The sequence below is a fragment of the Paenarthrobacter sp. 22069 genome (assembly GCF_052046035.1).
In the GTDB taxonomy this organism is placed as follows: Bacteria; Actinomycetota; Actinomycetes; order Actinomycetales; family Micrococcaceae; genus Arthrobacter.
The window spans coordinates 11,005-26,821 of the sequence record NZ_JBQEQF010000012.1; the positions used below are offsets into that span (position 1 = coordinate 11,005).

General features: G+C 68.9%; 9 protein-coding genes. All 9 read left to right on the forward strand.

The features are described from left to right. The first annotated feature begins 241 nt into the window (after positions 1 to 241). The 9 genes from ACTJK0_RS11225 to ACTJK0_RS11265 all read left to right on the forward strand — a co-directional run bounded on the left by ACTJK0_RS11225 (position 242) and on the right by ACTJK0_RS11265 (position 15,745). Entirely contained in the window at positions 242 to 1,609 is a 1,368-nt protein-coding gene (locus ACTJK0_RS11225) for an RDD family protein (protein WP_440745217.1), read from the forward strand. Continuing rightward, complete coding sequence (locus ACTJK0_RS11230; protein ID WP_440745218.1) at positions 1,606 to 2,541, forward strand: PP2C family protein-serine/threonine phosphatase; 936 nt, start codon at positions 1,606 to 1,608, stop codon at positions 2,539 to 2,541. Before ACTJK0_RS11225 ends, ACTJK0_RS11230 begins: the two co-directional genes overlap by 4 nt. Continuing rightward, positions 2,528 to 4,753 carry an FHA domain-containing protein gene (locus ACTJK0_RS11235; RefSeq protein WP_440745219.1) on the forward strand — a complete coding sequence of 742 codons (2,226 nt, stop codon included), beginning with the start codon at positions 2,528 to 2,530 and terminating at the stop codon, positions 4,751 to 4,753. Before ACTJK0_RS11230 ends, ACTJK0_RS11235 begins: the two co-directional genes overlap by 14 nt. Next, positions 4,750 to 6,543, forward strand: a complete 1,794-nt coding sequence (locus tag ACTJK0_RS11240) for a protein kinase domain-containing protein (protein WP_440745220.1) — start codon at positions 4,750 to 4,752, stop codon at positions 6,541 to 6,543. Before ACTJK0_RS11235 ends, ACTJK0_RS11240 begins: the two co-directional genes overlap by 4 nt. A gap of 82 nt (positions 6,544 to 6,625) precedes the next feature. After that, positions 6,626 to 7,330 (forward strand): hypothetical protein, encoded by a 705-nt coding sequence (locus ACTJK0_RS11245; protein ID WP_440745221.1) that lies wholly within the window; start codon positions 6,626 to 6,628, stop codon positions 7,328 to 7,330. Next, complete coding sequence (locus ACTJK0_RS11250; RefSeq protein ID WP_440745222.1) at positions 7,327 to 11,772, forward strand: FtsK/SpoIIIE domain-containing protein; 4,446 nt, start codon at positions 7,327 to 7,329, stop codon at positions 11,770 to 11,772. The genes ACTJK0_RS11245 and ACTJK0_RS11250 overlap by 4 nt, the downstream gene beginning before the upstream one ends. A 121-nt stretch (positions 11,773 to 11,893) precedes the next feature. Then, positions 11,894 to 12,499, forward strand: a complete 606-nt coding sequence (locus ACTJK0_RS11255) for a hypothetical protein (RefSeq protein WP_440745223.1) — start codon at positions 11,894 to 11,896, stop codon at positions 12,497 to 12,499. A 94-nt stretch (positions 12,500 to 12,593) separates the two neighbouring features. Then, positions 12,594 to 14,939, forward strand: a complete 2,346-nt coding sequence (gene ligA / locus ACTJK0_RS11260; protein ID WP_110542886.1) for an NAD-dependent DNA ligase LigA — start codon at positions 12,594 to 12,596, stop codon at positions 14,937 to 14,939. Further along, a complete protein-coding gene (locus ACTJK0_RS11265) occupies positions 14,936 to 15,745 on the forward strand; it encodes an inositol monophosphatase family protein (RefSeq protein ID WP_110542887.1) in 810 nt (269 codons plus the stop codon). The genes ligA and ACTJK0_RS11265 overlap by 4 nt, the downstream gene beginning before the upstream one ends. Positions 15,746 to 15,817: the final 72 nt, after the last annotated feature.

Consider the following 15,817-nt stretch of genomic DNA (forward strand, 5'->3'; position numbering starts at 1 on the left):
CCGCACCCGCACCCCGGACACGCTGGAGCACAGGGACAGGAGTGACGCCTGGGAAGCGCGCCCCACGCATGCGCCTGGGATTCCCGGTACTATCCCGGTAGTAGAAAGGCCCCCGGCAGGTCAGCCGGCGGACACAGCACATACGGGCAACGCGCGCAGGGGCACCCTGCACACGGGCACCGGGCCGGGCAGGACCGGCGGTTCCACCAGGGTGGAAGCCGCTCCAGGGGGAGGAACGGGAATGGCAGTGAACCTTCAGCTTGTTCCGGCTGCGGCGGGCAAGCGGCTTGGCGCTGCCGTCATCGACTGGCTTCCGGGGGTGGCAGTGCTGGTGGTGATGTTCGCCATCGGATTTGCCGGGATCACCCGCACCAGGAGCGGCGGCTTCATTGTGTACGACACCTCTTCCCTGGTCCTGTTTGGTGGCATCGGCCTGGGGGCGACCCTGGCGTACCTGTTCGTTGTACTGGGGCTGGAAGGCCGCACCGGTAAGACGCCAGGCAACCTGGCCATGGGCATCCGCAGCGCGGACCGGGACGGCTACGCACCCGGCGCCGGCGCTGTCTTCCTGCGCGGTCTGATCACCGGTGCAGGCATTCTGCTGGCCCTGCTGGCCGCAGTGCTGGTAGTGGTCTTCAAATGGTTTGACGCCGCTCTGTTCATCCTCGGCACGCTGCTCCTGGTGGGTGCTGCCTGGGCCGTGCTGGCGGTGGTTTCCAACCGGTGGGACAAGAACGGCGGCCTGCGGGCCTGGAACGACACCGCCGCCAAGACCCTGGTGTTCGATGTCAAAGCCGGCAGGGACCCTATCACCACCGGCGGCATCCAAGGGCCCTACAGCTTCGCGCCCCTTGACCTTCCCCCCGTGCAGCAGGTGCTCTCCCCGGTGGCCGGCCCCAAATCGCCGCAAACCGCCTCGCCGCAAACCGCCGCACCCCAAACCCCTGGCTCCCAGCCGCCTGCTCCGGCACTGCAAACTCCGCCACCCGCTGTCCCGGCCCCGTACAACCCGGCCCCGTACAACCCGGCCCCGTACAACCCGACGCCGGTGGCTCCGGCGCCCCAGGTCAACGGACCCCAGGCATCCGCACCCCAAGCACCAGCGCCGTCGGCCAGCATGCCGTCCCAGACCATGCCATACGCCTCGCCGGCATCCTTCGCGCCGCCCGTGGCCGATTCCCAGGGCGTCCCCCCGGGCCACAGGGTGCCTTCGCCGCACGTGGACGACGACGTCGAACGAACCCAGGTGCGCCCCGGAACGACCGGCCCCGCCCAGGTGGCCGTCCTCCGCATCCGGTTGGATGACGGCCGCGACTTCCAGCTGGACCGCAGCGTGCTGGTGGGCCGGAACCCGCTCGGGCAGGCCGGGGAACAGCACGCCCAGCTGCTGGCCGTGGACGATCCCGGGCGTTCAATTTCGAAGACGCACCTGCACCTGCTCACTGACGGTGCGGGCATCTGGGTGACGGACCGGCAGTCAACCAACGGAAGCGCCGTCACCACCCCGGACGGCCTGCGCACCCCCCTGGTGCCGGGCGTCCCCACGTTTGTCACCCCGGGATCCAGCGTGCATTTTGGAGACCGTACCTTTTACCTAGGACAGGCATGAACCAGCACCCCGCCAGTGTTTCCTCCACCATCCAGCCAGGGCCGGGCCTCAGCCTGGCCTTCGGCTACGGGACGGACCGCGGGCTCCGCCGGGAGCTGAATGAGGACTCATACATTGCCTCCGATCCTGTCTTCGCCGTGGCGGACGGGATGGGCGGGCATGAAGCCGGCGAGATAGCCAGCGGCCTGTGCGTGCGTGCACTGGCCGGGATGCCCCAGGTCGCCACAGGGGAGCGGAGCATTACGGCAGCAGTCCTCCAGCAGTACCTGGTCCGGGCGGACAGCTCCATCCGCGAAGCCACGGGAGGCCGGGCGGGCACCACCCTGACCGGCGCCGTGGTGGTGGAACAAATGGGCATGCCGTACTGGCTGGTCCTGAACATCGGCGATTCGCGCACCTACCGCTTGAGCCAGGGGCGGTTCGAGCAGATCAGCGTTGACCACTCCGAAGTCCAGGAACTGGTGGACGCGGGCGAGATCACTGCGCAGGAGGCCACCGTCCACCCGCGCCGGCATGTGGTGACCCGTGCACTGGGTACGGGGGATGAGACGGAGGCCGACTACTGGCTGCTTCCCGTCGAGGAAGGTGACCGCGTCCTGGTGTGCTCGGACGGCCTCACCGGGGAACTGTCGGACGATGACATCTTCCGGATCCTCAGCACCACCGCGGATCCGCAGGAAGCCGTGGACGCCCTCATCCAGGCCGCACTGCGCAACGGCGGCCGGGACAACGTCACAGCCATTGTGGTGGACGCGACGAACGTATCGAACGACGACGGCGCCGGCACCACCGCGCCCCGGCACACGTCCGCGGACGGGGACGAAGTGACGCTGCCGCGTCCCGCGGCAGCCGCGCCCGTGACGAAGCCCCTGCCCGAACCGGCCGCGGACGCTGCGGAGAACGCGGGGGAGCCGGACGATGACGGGCGCTAGCTACGTTCCCGGCACCTGGCTGGGCATTGTGCGGTCCCGCACCGCGGTGCTCCTGGGCCCCGGTCTGCCGGCTGAACTCGCCGGCGCTGTGTGGGAGCTCCTGGCGGGACGGCCCGAGCCGCACGAGGTCCTCGCTGCCGTCACCAGCGGCTCCGGCGGATCGCTCACCCAGCTGCCGTCGTTCGGGATCCTGGACTTTAACGGCCCGCTGCGCGTGTTCCTGCGCGGCGACATCGATCTGACCGTAGAGCAGCCGGGCGGAGCGGTGGACCTTGATGGGCGGGATGTCACCACCTGGAACGAGCGCAAGTTCGTCGTCCCGGGCAGGTGCAGGCTGGGTATCGCGGTCGGCGGCACCGGTAGTGGGCACGCGAGGGAACATCGCGAGCTGCCGCTGGGCGAGGGCGTGGTGCTGCTGCAGTCCCTGACGCTCGGCGTTCCCTCCGGCCCCGCCGCAGTCCGCGGCCCCGCCGCCGCGGGCAGAACCGCAGCACGGAATACGTCCCCTTCTGCCGATGGCACCTTTGCCGTGAACACTGCTGGCGTGGTGGACGGTCATGCCGACAGCGACAGCGAGGACACCGCATCCGGTGTTTCACCAGGGGCGCCCATGGCGGACGCCGGCCCCACCGCTGCTGCAGCGGGCAGTGCCGGGGATTCCCACTCGGAGACGGAGGAGACGGCAGCCGCTTCTTCCGGGACCGTGGTGGGCGTCGTCGAGGACGAACCCAATCCTGAACCCGTGGCAGGGCCCGAGGGTGGGCAGTCAGGGGACGAGAGCCTGGGCCCGGTACCCGGGGAAAGCTTTGACCCGGACGCCACGATTGCCCCCGGCGCCATCATCGACATTGACGGGGAACTTGCCGTTGACGCGGCCGGCACAGGTCCCGAACACCTTCAGACGGAGGCCGGTGGCGACGCCGCCGCTGATGCTGCCGGCACTGACGGGAAAAATGCGGACGAAGATGCCGCCGGGGCAGAGAGCGCTCGGCCAGCCAGTGCCGCCCGGGACCAGGCCGAGGCCGCCTTCGCAGCGGAGACGACGTCATCCTACGACCATCTGTGGGACCGCACCGTGATGCGGAACATCGAGGATGCTGCCGTCCGGGAGGAGCCCGACGCCGATTCCGGCCACGTGCTCCCGCAGCAGCAGGCCGCCCTGGCCGCAGCCGAACCCCTGCACGCGCTGGGCACCGGAGACGCTGGGACCCTGGCCGGGCCAGAGGGAGCAGCGCATTCCGGTGCCGGAGATTCAGCTGCATCCGGCCCGGGAGCCGACACAGGTTCCCCTGCCGGGTCCGGCCCGGGCGGGTACGCTTCCACCCAGCCTGATCCTGCCCAGCCTGATCCTGCCCAGCCCGATTCTGCCCGGCCCGATCCACCCCGGGCCCGTCCTGCGTCCCCGGGTCTGATCGATTCGGTGCCGTGGCGTACCGGCGGTGCCACCCCGGCACCAGCCGGCCCCCGGATGTCACCGTCGGTGGGGACGCCCCCGGCTCCATTTGCACCCGACGTTCCATCTGCACCCGACGCTTCATCCATGGCCGCTCCATCCGGTCCGCATACGGCATCCAGCCCGGCTAGCCACACCCCCGCGGGGAACGCAGGCAGCAGCAATGAACAGGGCCAGGGCTTTGATCCCGACCACGACGGCCAGACGGTGCTGAAGGGCAGCTTGCCGGGGGCACCGTCTGGCCTGGCTCCAGGTGGTCCGACTGCTGGCGGGGCAGTCCCACCACAGGACGCCCCCGGCGGCCCACTGGTGCTGGCCCGTGTCTGTGCGCAGGGCCACCCCAATCCACCAACCCGTGCCCAGTGCAGTGTTTGCGGGAGCGCCTTGTTGCCGGATGCGGTGCAGGTGGCCCGTCCGCGGCTGGGGCGGATGCGCCTGTCCACCGGTGAACTGCTGGACCTTGATGAATCGATGGTCATCGGCCGGCAGCCGTCCGTTTCCCGGGTCCAGGGCGGTGTCATGCCAAGGCTGGTCCAAGTGGCGAGCCCGGGCGGCGACATCTCAAGGTCACATGTCGAAGTCCGGCTCGAGGGCTGGCATGTGATGCTGTGCGACCTCAAAGCCACCAACGGAACCGTCCTGGTCCGCGAAGGCCAGCCGCCGCGGCGGCTGGCCCAGAACGAGATGGCCATCCTGCTCGACGGCGACATCGCGGAGCTGGGCGACAACATCTCGATGCGTTTTGAGGAGATTCCGTGAGTTCCAAAAGGCCGGTTGCGCCGCCGCCCCGCATCCCGGGCTTTACCTACATCAGCCTGCTGGGGTCCGGCGGCTTTTCCGACGTCTACCTGTACGAACAGGACAGGCCGCGCCGGAAGGTCGCCGTCAAGGTGCTGCTCTCGGACCTGAAGACCGAAGGCGCCCGGCGCCGTTTCGAGTCAGAGGCCAACCTGATGGCCCAGCTGTCCTCGCACCCCTACATCGTCACCATCTTCGAAGCGGAGGTGACCGACGACGGGCACTCCTACCTTGCCATGGAGTACTGCTCCAGGCCCAGCCTGGATGTGCGGTACCGGCGGCAACGCTTCAGCGTCGATGAAGTCCTGGCCGTCGGCATCCAGGTGGCCTCCGCCGTCGAAACCGCGCACCGCGCCGGGATCGCGCACCGGGACATCAAGCCCGCCAACATCCTGGTTACGGACTACAACCGTCCTGCCCTCACCGACTTCGGTATCTCCGGAACGCTCGCGGGCGACAGCGATGACGACTCCGGCATGTCGATTCCCTGGTCTCCACCGGAGCAGTTCCGGGACGGCGCCGTTGACGGCGTCATGGTTGACGTCTGGGCACTCGGCGCCACGCTCTACACCCTGCTGGCAGGCAGGTCGCCGTTCGTCATGCCCGGTGCGGACAACTCGCAGCGCGAGCTGATCAGCCGGATCAGCACCATGGCGCTGCCGCGGCTGGGCCGTGCGGACGTGCCCGAATCCCTGGAGCTGGCCCTGGCTACCGCCATGGCCAAGTCGCCGCAGTCCCGCTACTCCTCGGCCCACGCCTTCGCCCTGGCCCTGCAGCGCATCCAGGCCGAACTCAACCTCTCCGTGACGCCCTTCGAGGTCCTGGAAGAGCCGCAGCCGGAGGAAAGCCACCCGGACGACGGCACCGAGGAAACGCGGGTCCGGAGCATCGCCGCGATCGACCCGGAGCGGACCGGCAGCGCCCCCACTTTCCCGGCCCGAACCCGCCCCAGCCCATCCCGCCCCAGCCCGTCCGGGACTGACGCGACGGCGCGCAGGGGCGCCGCCCCGCCGTCGTCCTTTACCCCGGCCGCCCCCACGCAGTGGCGGGCTGCCCCGGCAGTGCCGCACATCCCCGCAAGCCCGGCCGGAGCGGGCGGCCCTGGAACAGCCGCGGCCGACGACGGCGGGCAGGGGGAGTGGGCCCAGTCCACCGTCCTGCGCGGCAGCGAAGGGGCGGTGAACTACGGTGCGTCGGTGACAGGAGCCCCGGCCACCGATGCGGGAGGTACCGGGCAGGAGACTGCCTACACCGCAGACGCAACAGTGCAGCGGGCCGTGAAGGTGGACCAGCCCGAGCCGGAACCGGAAGCAGACCACGGCAAGCGCAACCTGTGGCTCGCCATCTCCGGCGGCACTCTCCTGGCACTGGCGGCCGTGGTGGGGATCGTGGTGGCCAACGCGGCTCCCGGCGCCCCGAAGCCCGTGCCCACCCAGCAGGTCACCAAACCGCCCGCTGACGCACTTGACAACGGCACCGTCCCCGACGTGGAAGGCCTCAAGGGCACCATCGGCGGTGACGGGGAGGCCACCTTCACCTGGACCAACCCGCAGCCCAAGGACGGGGACACCTACAAATGGAAGGTGTACACCATCGGCGGCAGTGGAGCGGAGTTCCAGGCCATTGCGCAGCCGCCGGTCCGCGTCCGGCCCAATCCCACCGGCCAGACCTGCATCCAGGTGATGATCGTGCGCACCGACGGTTCATTCTCACCCATGGAACCAGGCTCCATCGCCTGCACGGGCCAGTGAGGTTCCTGCCCGGCGGAACGGCACCATTGCACCATCAGTACTGCGGTTATCGGACCAGTTATGCCTTGAGGAGGCACGGATCATGGGGGATCTAGCAATCGATTTTTGTGGCGAATGGTATGAGCCATCGGATGAGGACATCTTCAATATTGGCCGCGAGGGCGATCTTGAAGTGGACGACAACCCGTACCTGCACCGGCAGTTCCTGCAGGTGGCCCGCTATGACGGCATCTGGTGGCTCAGCAACGTGGGCAGCATGCTGTCCGCGACCGTGGCCGACGCCTCCGGCGGCATGCAGGCCTGGCTGTCGCCCGGTGCCCGGATTCCGCTGGTGTTCAGCCACACCAATGTCATCTTCACGGCCGGGCCCACCACCTATGAGTTCGCCGTGCACCTGAAGACGCCATCCTTCCGGCAGGAAGCCCGCGAGGGCGCCAGCAGCGGCGACACCACCATCGGTCCCGTCGTTTTCACGGACGCACAGAAGGCGCTGATCGTGGCGCTCGCCGAGCCGGTACTCCGGCGCGAGGGCACCGGTTTCAGCGCCATCCCCTCCTCCGCGGCCGCCGCCAAAACCCTGGGCTGGGCCCTTACCCGCTTCAACCGAAAGCTGGACAACGTCTGCGACAAGCTGGACCGGGTGGGCGTGGCAGGACTGCGGGGCGGGGGCGGGAAGCTCGCCACCAACCGCCGGGTGCGGCTGGTTGAACACGCCGTCACCACCCACCTGGTGACATCCGATGACCTGTACCTGCTCGAAAAGATGAGGGGCGTGGACGAAGGATGAGGATCCGGCTGACACTCCGCCGTGAACCCGCCGACGCCAAGGACCTGGCCGTCACGGTGGACGGACTGGCCACGGTGGCCGACATCGCCACCGTGCTCTGGGCCGCTGACCCTGACCGGAAAGGCACCCCCGCACCGGACAACCTTTCCCTGCGCATCGACGAAGCCTTCGTCGGTGCCGGCATCAGCGGAAACGTCCTGGCCCGGGGTGACAACCTCCTGGAATCGGGCCTGCGTCCCGGTTCGGTGGTATCCCTGGCCCAGGTCAGCGAACAGTTCCACGAGCCCGGGGCGAACCGCGGACCGGCGGCGGCCACCCTGCGCGTGCTGTCGGGGCCCGACGTCGGCCGCGAATTTTCGCTGCCCACCGGGACCAGCTACATCGGCCGGGACCGCAACGTGGACATCCGGCTGACGGACCCGCTGACTTCCAAACGGCACGCCCGGATCACGGTGGGCGAAAGCATCGAGATTGTCGATACCAACTCCGCCAACGGCCTCCTGATGGACGCGCTGCCCGTCACGCGCGCCACCCTGAATTCCTCCGACACCGTGACCCTGGGCGACACCACCGTGACCGTGGTGCCGCTGGGGCACAACCATGCGGCAGCTCCGACGTCGCCCCTGCTGAACTTCAACCGGTCGCCGCGCGTGGTGCCCCGCTTCGACGTGCCCAAGCGGGTGCTGCCCGCCGGGCCGAAGCGCCCCGAGGACCAGCCCTTCCCCTACATCATGCTGGTGGCACCCCTGATGATGGGTGCAGTGATCTTCGCGGTCACCCAGAACGTGCTCTCCATGGTGTTCATGCTGATGATGCCCCTGTTCATCGTCGGCCACTACGTGGACCAGAAGATGCGCACCCGGAAGCAGCAGAAGGAACAGCTCAAGCAGTTCCGTGCCTCCATGGCCGCTTTCCGGCAGGACCTCACCGAGCTGCAGCAAGTGGAACGCGCGGTCAGGCTGCAGGAAGCGCCATCCGTCAGCGACACCGTGGACGCGATCTACAAACTGGGACCGTTGCTGTGGACGCACCGGCCCGAGCACCCCTCCTTTCTGGGCCTGCGGTTCGGGCTGGGGACGGCGCCGTCCCGCATCCCGCTGGAAGAACCGTCCAACAACGACACCGAGGTGCAGTACAGCCGCGAAATCCAGGACTGCATCAAGCAGTTCAGCGAGATCGAAGGTGTTCCCGTGGTCTCCCAGCTGCGGACCTCCGGGGCGCTGGGCATCGCCGGCTCACGCGGCCTGGTGGACGATGTTGCCCGCGGCATGGTGCTCCAGCTCGTGGGACTGCATTCCCCGGCCGAGGTGGTTCTGACCGCCGTCACATCCGCCCAGTCGCGGGAACGCTGGAACTGGCTGCAGTGGCTGCCGCACGTGGGCTCGGGGCACAGCCCCCTGGCGGGGGACCACCTCGCTGCCGGCTCCGCGGGCGGCTCCTCCCTGCTGGCCCGCCTTGAGGACCTGGTGGACGCCCGGGAGGCCGCGGCCAAGCGGTCCGGCCCGGACCTGCGCCCCGGCATTGATCCGGTGAAGCACGAACTCGAAGAACCAGTCCTTCCCTCGGTCCTGGTGATCGTGGAGGACGACGCTCCGGTGGACCGCGGCCGCCTCACCCGGCTGGCTGAACGGGGTCCGGACTCCGGCGTGCACGTCCTGTGGGTCGCCACGGACATCCAGGCCCTGCCTGCCGCCTGCCGCGACTTCATGGTGGTGGACGGCGACCACGGCACCACCACCGGCCAGGTGCGCCTGGGCCGCCACACCTACCCCGTCAGCTGCGAGAGCGTGGACGCCGAACTCGCGGCCCAGCTCGCCCGGATGCTGGCGCCGGTGGTCGACGTCGGCAAGCCCGTCAACGACGACTCCGACCTGCCGCGCGCCGTCTCCTACGCCACCCTGATCGGCAAAGACTTTCTGGACAACCCGCAGGCCGTCGCGGAGCGCTGGACGGAAAACAACTCCGTCCGTGCAACGGCGGTGGCCAACCGCAAGGACAACGGAACCCTCCGCGCCCTGGTGGGGTCAAAGGGCATCGAACCGCTTTACCTGGACCTGAAGAACGAAGGGCCGCACGCCCTGGTGGGCGGTACCACCGGTGCCGGCAAATCCGAGTTCCTGCAGTCCTGGGTGATGGGCATGGCGGCCGCCTACAGCCCCGACCGAGTCAGCTTCCTCTTCGTGGACTACAAAGGGGGCGCCGCGTTCGCCGACTGCATCAACCTTCCGCACACGGTGGGGCTGGTGACGGACCTGTCCCCGCACCTGGTGCGCCGGGCTTTGACGTCGCTGCGGGCCGAGCTGCACTACCGCGAGCAGCTGCTGAACCGGAAGAAGGCCAAGGACCTGCTGGCACTGCAGCGGGAGGCTGATCCGGAAGCGCCGCCGTACCTGATCATCATCGTGGACGAGTTCGCGGCCCTGGCCAACGACGTACCAGAGTTCGTGGACGGTGTGGTGGACGTGGCTGCGCGTGGCCGGTCCCTGGGCCTGCACCTCATCCTCGCCACCCAGCGGCCCGCCGGCGTCATCAAGGACAACCTCCGCGCCAACACGAACCTCCGCGTTGCGCTTCGCATGGCCGACGAGGACGACGCCACCGACATCCTGGGCGTCCCGGACGCCGCCTACTTCGACCCCGGCATCCCGGGCCGCGGCGCCGCCAAAACTGGACCCGGCCGCATCCAGGGATTCCAGACGGGCTACGCCGGCGGCTGGACCACGGACAAACCCCAGCGGCCCCAGATCGACATCGTGGAAATGGCCTTCGGCTCGGGACCCAGCTGGGAGCCGCCGGCCTCCGACAAGCCCGTTCTCGCCGAGCCCGCCGGGCCCAACGACATCGCGCGGATGACCTCCACCATCGTCCACGCCGCGGACACCCTGGCCATCCGGCCCCCGCGCAAGCCATGGCTGGACGAACTGGCCAAGACCTACGACTTCTCCAAGCTGCCCAACCCCCGCACCGATGAACAGCTGCTGCTGGGCGTTGCCGACGATCCTGTGCACCAGGACCAGCCCACCGTGTTCTATGAACCGGACCGGGACGGCAACATGGCCATCTACGGAACGGGCGGTTCCGGCAAGTCCGCCGCACTGCGCGGCATTGCCATTGCTGCCGCCGTCACCCCGCGCGGCGGTCCCGTCCACGTGTACGGCATTGACTGCGGCTCGGCCGGGCTGCGCATGCTCGAGGAGCTCCCGCACGTGGGCGAGATCATCAACGGCGACGACGTGGAACGCGTCGGCAGGCTGCTGCGCCTCCTGCGGGACATCGCCGAGCTGCGGTCCGCGCAGTTCGCGGAGGTGCGTGCTTCCACCATCGTGGAGTACCGGAAGCTGGCCAACCGGCCGGACGAGAAGCGGATTTTCGTGCTTGTGGACGGCATGTCCGCGTTCCGTGAGGCTTACGAGCACAGCAAGCTTTCCGGGCTCTGGGACATCTTCCTGCAGTTGGCCACCGACGGCAGAACACTGGGCATCCACCTGGTGGTGACGGGGGACCGGCCCAACGCCGTCCCCGCATCACTGCTGGCCTCCATCCAGCGCCGCCTGGTCCTGCGGCTCTCCAACGAGGACGACTACATCTCCATGGACGTCCCCAGGGACGTCCTCACCGCCAATTCCCCTCCGGGCCGGGGACTCCTCGACGGCCTTGAAGTGCAGCTGGCCGTCCTTGGCGGCAACTCGAACCTGGCCCTGCAGGCCCGCGAAGTCCACAAGCTCAGCGAGGCAATGCTGCGCCAGGGCCTCGACGCCGCCCCCGGCATCGAGCGGCTCCCGGAGCAGGTGGACCTCGATGTCCTGCCTGCCGGCAACCCGGACCTGCCGGTGATCGGCGTGGATGACGAGTCCTTGCAGCCCGCTGAGATCATGGCCCGCGGCCCGCTGCTGCTGGCCGGTCCGCCCGGCGCCGGCCGTACCGTTGCCCTGGTCACCCTGGCCTATGCCCTGCGCCGGTCCAACCCCGCCACCGAGCTGATCTACGTTGGATCCCGCCGCTCCGCCGTCGCGTCCCTGCCCATCTGGAACCGGGCCGTGGTGGGGCCCGATGACCTCGCCGAAGTCGTGGAGGACTTGGTGGAGCACTCCACCGGCAACCCCGGAATGGTGGCCATCTTCATCGAAGGCCTCACGGAGTTCACCGACACCATCGCGGAATCCGGAATGGCGCAGCTTGTCACGGCATCGCTGAAGGCAGACCAGTGGGTGGTGGGGGAGTCGGAATCCTCCACCTGGTCCTCGGCGTGGCAGCTCGCCCAGCCGTTCAAATCCGGCCGCCGCGGCCTGCTGCTCAACCCGGGCGACATCGAAGGCGACAGCCTGCTCAACACCTCGCTTGGCAGGGTCAGCCCCGACTTCATCCCGGGCCGCGGGTACGTGGTGGGACGCGGCAAGGCGCGGAAAATCCAGGTGGCGCTGCCGCCCGAAAACCGGGACTGAAGGGGCCTGCGCCGGGCGGCCGCGCCACACGCGGATTTGCGGCCGTCCGGGAGAGTGTAGAAGACTGCTGCGGAACCCAGAAAGCCGCGGACGGGGGATCCGTGGGCGTCGAAAGGTAACCGTGAGCCCATCCTCCCCGCCATTCCGTGCTGTCCCCGCCGCCTTTTCCGCGGCAGTCCTTGCCCTTGCCCTCGGCTTCCCTGCCACCACACCCGCCCTTGCCGATTCCCCGGAAGCAACGCCCGCTGCCACCAGTGCGGCACCGACCGACCAGCCCGCACCGGACAAGACGGCGAACGGGCGGTCCGGCAAGCCCGACGCGCCCACCGACCCGCCGGGGCAGGGTGGTTCGCCCTCCCAGCCTGCCACCAGCGAAACCGCACCCCCGCGTACGTCCGCGCCCACGGCGCCTCCACGCGTGCCGGTGCCGGCCCCCACGGCGCCCGTTCCCGGCATTGCCGGGGCAACGGTCCAACCTGACGAAACAATGCCGGCCGACACGCCCACGTCCGGTTCCCCGTCCTCCACGGCAGCCGCACCGTCGTCGGAATCCAACTGGAACAAAACCACTGCAAAATCCCCCGCCCCCACCCCGGCCGCGGCAACACGTACCGGATCCCCCGGCAGCGGCGCCTCCAACCTTTACATTCCCGCCGGCGTCCTGCTGGTGGGATTGTCAGCCGGCGCCTTCGCGCTGTGGGGCAGGAACAGGCTCAGGTCACACTGACCCAAGGCACTGAAGCGGGCACGCCCCTGCCCTTTTGAAGCCGCTCCGGCCGCTGCGCCCGTCCACTGTCCGGGGTGTAAGGCAAGATAGGTCTGTGAGCACAGGACCAGGACCCGCAGAACAGACCGCAACCCGGACCACGGCACCCATCGAGCCCCAAACGATCCCCACCGAAGCCATCCGCGAGGAGTACGAAAACCTCGCCGACGTGGTGCGGAAGTACCGGTTCGCCTATTACCAGGAGGACGCGCCCCTGGTCTCGGACGCCGAGTTCGACACGCTCTTCCGCAGGCTCGAGGAGATCGAGGCGCTGCACCCGGAGCTGGTGGCCAACGATTCGCCAACCCAGGAAGTGGGCGGCGAGGTATCGGCCGCGTTCGCGCCCGTCCAACACCTGCAGCGGATGTACAGCCTGGAGGACGTCTTCTCCCTGGAGGAGCTGGATGCGTGGCTCAACCGGGCCGAGGCAAGCATCGAAAAAATCGGTGACGGCGGTGCCAGGGCGGCCTGGCTGACGGAACTCAAGATCGACGGCCTGGCGGTCAACCTCCTGTACCGCGACGGGAGGCTGGTGCGTGCTGCCACCCGCGGCGACGGCACCACTGGCGAGGACATCACGCACAACCTGCTCACCATCAAGGAAATCCCGCAGGAACTGCGCGGCAGCGGCTTTCCCGCCGAAATGGAGGTGCGCGGCGAGGTCTTCATCCCGTCCAAGGACTTCGCGGAGTTCAATGAGGCCCTGATCGAGGCAGGCAAGGCCCCGCTGGCCAACCCGCGCAACGCCGCCGCCGGTTCGCTGCGCCAGAAGGACCCTGCCGAGACGGCCAAACGGCCCCTGAAGATGTTCGTCCACGGCATTGGCGCCCGCGAAGGACTGGCCGCCGGCAGCCAGTCCGAAACGTATGGCTTGCTCAAGGAATGGGGTCTGCCGGTCAGCCCGTACTTCGAAGTGCTGGCCGGCCGGGAGGACGTCCTGGCCTTCATCAAGCGCTACGGGGACCAGCGCCACAAGCTGCTCCACGAAATCGACGGCATCGTCATCAAGGTGGACGATTTCGCCACCCAGCGGGCCCTGGGCAACACCACCCGCGTTCCCCGCTGGGCCGTGGCCTACAAGTACCCGCCGGAGGAAGTTCATACCAAGCTGCTGGACATCCAGGTCAACGTGGGCCGCACCGGCCGTGTGACCCCGTTCGGCGTCATGGAGCCGGTCAAGGTTGCCGGATCCACGGTTGAGATGGCCACCCTGCACAACCAGGACGTTGTCAAGGCCAAGGGCGTCAAGATCGGCGACATCGTGATCCTGCGCAAAGCAGGCGACGTCATCCCCGAGATCGTGGGCCCGGTCCTGTCCCTCCGCGACCAGCAGGACCCGCCGGTGCACGACTTCGTGATGCCCACCGAATGCCCTTCCTGCGGTACCCCGCTGGCGCCGGCGAAGGAGGGTGATGTGGACGTCCGTTGCCCCAACGCCAGGTCCTGCCCGTCGCAGCTCCGGGAGCGGGTGTTCCATGTGGCCGGCCGCGGCGCCTTCGACATCGAGGCCCTGGGCTGGGAGGCGGCCATAGCGCTGACCCAGCCGGCCGAGCCCGACGTGCCCCCGCTGGGTTCCGAAGCCGGGCTCTTCGACCTCACCCCCGAGGACCTTGCCGACGTGCGGATCCGCAGGGAAAAGAAGGTCAAGGGCGTGCCCACCGGCGAGTACGAACTGGTGCCGTACTTCTTCAGCAAGGGCACTGCCAAGGCGCCGTCAAAGCCCACCGCCAACACCCAGAAGCTTTTCAAGGAACTGGAAAAGGCCAAGACCCAGCCTCTGTGGCGGGTGCTGGTGGCCCTGTCCATCCGCCACGTGGGACCCCGCGCTTCACGGGCGCTGGCGCAGGCATTCGGCACGATGGACCGGATCCGGGCAGCCTCGGAAGAGGAACTGGCCCACGTGGACGGGGTGGGCCCCACCATCGCGGCGGCGCTCAAGGAGTGGTTCGCCGAGGACTGGCACCTGGAGATCATCGACCGCTGGGCCGCCGCCGGGGTCCGCATGGAGGATGAACGCGACGAGTCCATGCCCCGGACCCTCGAAGGACTCACCGTGGTGGTCACCGGTTCCCTGCCCAACTTCAGCCGCGATGAGGCCAAGGAGGCCATCCTGCTCCGGGGCGGCAAGGCCTCCGGGTCCGTCTCGAAGAACACCAGCTACCTGGTGGCCGGCGAAAGCGCCGGCAGCAAACTGGACAAGGCGGAGCAGCTGGGCGTGCCCGTCCTGGACGAGGACGGATTCCGCAGGCTGCTCGACGGCGGCCCGGCGGCCGTGGGGGACGCTGCGCCCACCGATCAGGCGCAGGAAGGCACAGGGGAAGCGTCGGTCCCGGCCGCTGTCGGGGAAAGTACTGCCGGGGAGAGCACCGTCGAGGAGACCACAGTGGAGGAGAACGCATGACGTCCGCCGTGGAATTGCTGGAGGTGGCCAGGCAGGCTGCCGCGGCCGGCGCCAGAGTCCTGGCCGGCCGGGACGGCGACGCGCTCGACGCAAGCAACAAGGGTGCCGCCGGCGACTGGGTCACTGCCTTCGACGTGGCGGCAGAGACCGCCGTGCGCAATGTCATTGCCTCGACCCGGCCCGGAGACAGCATCACCGGCGAGGAACAGGGAACCTCCCGCCCGGCGCATCCCACCGGCTACCGGTGGTCCATCGACCCCCTGGACGGCACCACCAACTTCATCCGCAACATCGTCTACTACGCCACGTCCGTGGCTGTGGCCGATGCCGACGGCGCGTGGCTGGCCGGGGTGGTCGACGCCCCTGCGCTGGGCCGGGTGTACTACGCTGCCCGCGGCCAGGGGGCGTGGCTGGAGGAACGCGGAAAAACCACCCGGCTCGAGGGGCCTGTCCCCGGCCGCGCCGGGCAGATCCTGGCCACCGGGTTCAGCTACGAGCCCCACATCCGGTCCCAGCAGGCGGCAGCCTTCGGCACCCTCATGGAAGGCTTCGCCGACGTCCGCCGGCTTGGGTCCGCCGCCCTGGACCTCTGCATGGTGGCGGATGGAACGCACGACGCTTACGGCGAGCGAGGGCTGAACGAACACGATTTCTCGGCCGGAGCGCTGATCGCAGAGGAAGCCGGGTGCTGGGTCCGCAGGCCGCGCCTGACCAGTCCGCTTGACGGCGGCCCCAGCGACGACGAGCGTCTGGACGCCTGGACCTGCGCCGCCAGCCTGGAGCTGTCCGGCAAGTTTCCACTCTAGGAGTCGGGTTCGGGCGGACTCCAGGTACGCCGGGGCAATCTGATAGTTCGGTCACGGAAACCGCATTTCCGC

What these genes read in the sequence shown, in the direction of transcription:
- ACTJK0_RS11225 (WP_440745217.1), top strand. Translation starts at nt 242, where the DNA reads ATGGCAGTGAACCTTCAGCTTGTTCCGGCTGCGGCGGGCAAGCGGCTT.
- ACTJK0_RS11265 (WP_110542887.1), top strand. Translation starts at nt 14,936, where the DNA reads ATGACGTCCGCCGTGGAATTGCTGGAGGTGGCCAGGCAGGCTGCCGCG.
- ACTJK0_RS11235 (WP_440745219.1), top strand. Translation starts at nt 2,528, where the DNA reads ATGACGGGCGCTAGCTACGTTCCCGGCACCTGGCTGGGCATTGTGCGG.
- ACTJK0_RS11245 (WP_440745221.1), top strand. Translation starts at nt 6,626, where the DNA reads ATGGGGGATCTAGCAATCGATTTTTGTGGCGAATGGTATGAGCCATCG.
- ACTJK0_RS11250 (WP_440745222.1), top strand. Translation starts at nt 7,327, where the DNA reads ATGAGGATCCGGCTGACACTCCGCCGTGAACCCGCCGACGCCAAGGAC.
- ACTJK0_RS11230 (WP_440745218.1), top strand. Translation starts at nt 1,606, where the DNA reads ATGAACCAGCACCCCGCCAGTGTTTCCTCCACCATCCAGCCAGGGCCG.